The organism is Microbispora sp. GKU 823 (assembly GCF_002027145.1).
GTDB lineage: Bacteria > Actinomycetota > Actinomycetes > Streptosporangiales > Streptosporangiaceae > Microbispora > Microbispora siamensis.
Genome location: NZ_MWJN01000203.1, coordinates 1 through 4771 on the forward strand (window position 1 = coordinate 1; position 4771 = coordinate 4771).

The 4771-nt window shown below is 68.7% G+C and carries 3 protein-coding genes and 1 pseudogene; 3 read left to right on the forward strand and 1 reads right to left on the reverse strand.

Annotated elements, in window-relative coordinates:
• Positions 1-215 precede the first annotated feature (215 nt).
• From B1L11_RS43925 to B1L11_RS53565, 3 genes and pseudogenes are all read left to right on the forward strand, one after another.
• Positions 216-491, forward strand: a pseudogene (locus B1L11_RS43925) (cellulose binding domain-containing protein); the annotation flags it as partial.
• A gap of 5 nt (positions 492-496) precedes the next feature.
• Entirely contained in the window at positions 497-1516 is a 1020-nt protein-coding gene (locus B1L11_RS53560) for an arabinofuranosidase catalytic domain-containing protein (protein ID WP_079321058.1), read from the forward strand.
• Between the two features lie 231 nt (positions 1517-1747).
• A complete protein-coding gene (locus B1L11_RS53565; protein WP_256863434.1) occupies positions 1748-4114 on the forward strand; it encodes a ricin-type beta-trefoil lectin domain protein in 2367 nt (788 codons plus the stop codon).
• Between the two features lie 96 nt (positions 4115-4210).
• Here B1L11_RS53565 and B1L11_RS43940 read toward each other — a convergent pair.
• Positions 4211-4771: cellulose binding domain-containing protein (locus B1L11_RS43940; RefSeq protein ID WP_179155601.1), on the reverse strand; the 561-nt coding region annotated here is incomplete at its 5' end.

Sequence of the window (4771 nt, forward strand, 5' to 3'; positions counted from 1 at the left end):
CCACGACCTGTACCTCAGATTCACCGGCGGCAGCGGCTACCTGTTCAACATGAACTGGTGGCAGTTCACCGGCAACGGCGAACCGACCACATCACCCTCGCCGTCGCCCACGCCCCCCGGCATCCCCCGTCGCCCACCCCCCCCGGCTTCGCCCGTCACCGTCGCCCAGCCCGACAAGCACGCCCACCCCGAACGGCGGCGCGTGCAGCGCGACCTACCGCACCACCAACACCTGGTCCGGCGGCTTCCAGGGCGAGGTCACGGTGACAGCCGGCAGCGCGCCCGTCAACGGCTGGACCGTCAAGTGGACCCTGAGCAACGGCCAGACCATCAGCCAGGTCTGGAACGGCACGCTCAGCACCACCGGCTCGGCCGTTTCGGTGAGCAACGCCTCCTACAACGGCTCACTCCAGCCGTCCGCCTCGACGACGTTCGGCTTCCTCGCCGGCGGCACCCCGTCGGCGCCGTCCCTCACGTGCACAGCCGCCTGAGGACGATGCCCCGATCGGAGGAATCTGGTGAACACCCCACGTCGCTTCCGTGTGACCTCTACGCCGCGGGCGGGTACGCCGACGGGGCCGCCCAGGTCTCGTTCTGCGCGAACACCTCCTGCACGATCACGAAGATCTACGACCAGACCGCCAACCACAACGACCTGCCGATCTCGTGGGGCGGCTTCTGGAAGGGCCCCGGCCCCAACGGCTCCGACATCGGGGCGGACGCCATGGCCCTGCCGGTGACCGCCGGCGGGCACCAGGTGTTCGGGATCAAGAGCACCCAGGGCACCGGCTACCGGATCGACAACGCCAGGAACGTGCCGACGGGCAGCAAGCCCGAGGGCATCTCCATGGTGACGTCGTCCAACTACGTGAACCAGTGGTGCTGCTTCGACTACGGCAGCGGTGAGAACTCCCACAACGACACCGGCAACGCCACCATGAACGCGATCTACTGGGGCACCGCCTGCTGGTTCGGCGGGTGCACCGGCAGCGGCCCGTGGGTGGAGGCCGACCTCGAGAACGGGATGTACCACACCAACACCGGCTCCAACAAGGATCCGAACAACTTCGGGGTGCACTACCCGTTCGTCAGCGCCTGGCTGAAGAACAACGGCACCACCAACTTCACCCTCAAGTACGGCAACGGCAACAGCGGCGGGCTGACCAGGACCTTCTCGGGCCCGCTGCCGAACGGCTACTCGCCCATGCGACTGGAGAGCTCGATCCTTCTGGGCACCGGCGGCGACAACAGCCCCACCGGCCAGGGGATGTTCTTCGAAGGCGCGGTCACCAACGGCTATCCGTCCGACGCCACCGAGGACGCCGTCCAGGCCAACATCACCTCCGTCGGCTACTCCATGTCGGGCGGCGGCACCCCGCAGCAGGGGGAGCAGATCGTGGGCGGCCAGTCCGGCAGGTGCCTGGACGCGAGCAACGCCGGCACCGCCAACGGCACGAAGATCATCCTCTGGGCCTGCACCAGCGGAGCCAACCAGCAGTGGAACAGGCGCGGCTGACCCGGCGGTGACGCGAGGGCGCGCTGCCGCAGGGCGCGAGGGCCTGCGGCAGCGCCTCCCGCACGGCGGCAGCACGTCACGCGACGGTCGATACCCCGAGTCCCCGGCACCCGGCCGTGGGCGCCCCTGATGGCGCCCGCTCTCAGCCGGTCTGTCGCCATGTCGATTTCGCCCTACCTCATCGAAAGGACCCCCATGAGCCGGCGAAGAGAAAGCACGGCGCGCGTCGCCATGAGTGTCGTGGTCGCGCTCCTGTCAGTCGCGATGTCTCTGGTGGCCGTCTCCGCGGCGCATGCGGCGGTCGGAATCACGATCAACGGTGGTTCCGGAGGCCGCACCTTCGACGGTGTCGGCGCGATCAGCGGCGGCGGGGGCAACAGCCGCCTGCTGGTCGACTACCCCGAGCCGCAGCGGTCGCAGATCCTCGACTACCTGTTCAAGCCCGGGTACGGCGCGTCGATGCAGATCCTCAAGGTCGAGATCGGCGGCGACACCAACTCCACCGACGGCGCCGAGCCGAGCCACCGGCACACCTCCGGCGACCTGGACTGCAACCGCGGCTACGAGTGGTGGCTGATGGAACAGGCCAAGGCCCGCAACCCCAACATCAAGCTGGTCGGTCTGGCCTGGGGCGCCCCGGGCTGGCTGGGTGGCGGCAACTTCTGGTCCCAGGACACCATCAACTACCTGGTCGACTGGCTCGGCTGCGCGAAGAACAGCCACGGGCTGACGATCGACTACCTGGGCGGCTGGAACGAGAAGGGCCGCGACCTGAACTGGTACGTCAACCTCAACACGGCGCTGGACTCCCGTGGCTTCGGCAACGTGAAGATCGTCGCGTCCGACGACTGGGGTTTCGGCGTCGCCGACGACGCGGCGAACAACGCCGCCTTCCGCAACGCGGTGGACGTGTTCGGGTCGCACTACGTCTGCGGTTACCGCGGCGCCCAGTCGAACTGCCCCAGTTCCACCACGGCGATCAACTCCGGCAAGGTCCTGTGGGCCAGCGAGAACGGCTCCGACGACTACAACGACGGCGCCAAGGCGCTGGCCAGGGGCATCAACCGGGACTACATCGACGGCAAGATGACCGCCTACATCAACTGGCCGGTCATCGCCGCGATCACCCCGAACCTGCCCTTCGCCACGATGGGCGTGGCGGTCGCGCCGCAGCCCTGGTCGGGGTACTACTCCATCGGCAAGAACGCCTGGGTCATGGGCCAGACCACGCAGTTCACCGCGCCCGGCTGGAAGTACCTGGACGCCTCCAGCGGCTACATCGGCGGCAACCGCAACAACGGCAGCTACGTCTCGCTGAAGTCCCCGAACAACTCCGACTACAGCACGATCATCGAGACGATGGACGCCACCGCCGCCCAGACGCTGAACTTCAGCGTGACCGGCGGGCTGTCCACCGGGCAGGTGCACGTGTGGGCGACCAACGTCAACTCCGGCAACTCCGCCGACTACATGGTGCACACCACCGACATCACGCCGTCGAACGGCGCCTTCTCCCTGACGGTCCAGCCGGGATACGTGTACTCGATCACCACCACGACGGGTCAGGGCAAGGGCACCGCCACCAGTCCCGCCCGGGGTTCGATGGCCCTGCCGTACTCCGACGACTTCGACTCCTACGCCGTGGGGCGTGAGGCCAAGTACCTGATGGACATGCAGGGCTCGTTCGAGGTCGTGGGCTGCGGCGGCGGGCGGTCCGGCCGGTGCGTGCGCCAGATGGCCCCGCGGCAGCCGATCCTCTGGACCGGCGGTTCCCACCCGTACGCCCTGCTCGGCGACCTGGGCTGGAGCAACTACACCGTGTCCACCGACGTGCTGCTCGAACAGAGCGGCTACGCCGAGGTGATCGGCCGGGCCGGCGCCCAGCACTCCTTCGGCCCCGAGGGGCTGAACGCCTACTATCTGCGGGTCAGCGACAACGGCGCCTGGCAGATCATCCGCAACAACGTCGACAACGCGATGACGACGATCCGCAGCGGGAGCGTCGCCGGGCTCGGCACCGGTCGCTGGCACACCCTGGCCCTGGGCTTCTCCGGCGGCACGATCACCGCGAGCATCGACGGGACGCAGGTGGCCTCGGTCACCGACGGCACCTGGGGCGCCGGCCAGATCGGTGTGGGCACCAGCACCACCGAGACGGCCCAGTTCGACAACCTCACGATCACGCCGGGCCAGGGAGGCCCCGGCCCCGGCAACGGCACGGTGCTGCGCGGCCTGGCGAGCGGCCGGTGCGTGGACGTGCCGAACCAGTCGCAGACCAACGGCACCCAGGTGGCGCTGTGGGACTGCAACGGCGGGGCGAACCAGCAGTGGACCTACACCTCGGGCAAGCAACTCCAGGTGTACGGCAACAAGTGCCTGGACGCCTCCGGGCAGGGAACGAGCAACGGCACACAGGTCGTCATCTGGGACTGCGGCGGCGGGGCCAACCAGCAGTGGAACCTCAACGCCGACGGCACCGTCACCGGTGTCCAGTCCGGGCTGTGCCTGGACGCCTACAGCGCCGGAACCGCCAACGGAACGAAGATCGTCTTGTGGGCATGCAACGGCGGAAGCAATCAGCAGTGGAGCCGTAACTGACCTGACACGGCCGTGACCGAAGCAGAAGAAGGGGATGCGCGGCCCGGGATCCGGGCCGCGCATCCCCGGCCTCCTGGTGGAGGCACTACCAGGGAGCTAGGCGACGCTGCAGGTCACGCCGTTGAGCGTGAACGCGGTGGGTTTGCCGGCGTTGCCGGTGTGGGTGGCCTGGAAGCCGATCTCGGTGGAGGCTCCGGGGGCGAGCGAGCCGTTATAGCTCACGTTCGTCGCCGTGACCTGTCCGCTGGTGGGGGAGTAGGTGGCGTTCCACCCGTTGGTGATGGTCTGGCCGCCGGGGAGCGTGAAGGCCAGCGACCAGCCGTTCACGGCCGAGGAGCCGGTGTTGGTGATGGTGAGGTTCTCCGTCAGCCCGTTGTTCCAGGCATTCACGGTGGCGCTGACCCGGCAGGGGCCCGAACCCGCGGTGGGAGACGGGGACGGCGACGGCGTGCTGCTCGGCGACGGACTGGGCGAGGGCGTGGGCGATGGGGTCGGTGACGCGCTCGGTGACGGTGTCGGCGAGGGGGAGGGCGAGGGTGTGGTGCTGTCGAGGCCGAGGAAGGAGATGGCGTAGGCGAGCTGGCCGGTCATGGGGAGTTGGTGGCCGACGCCGGAGATGCTGATGCCTTCGATGGTGGCCTGGGTTGTGGTGGTGCC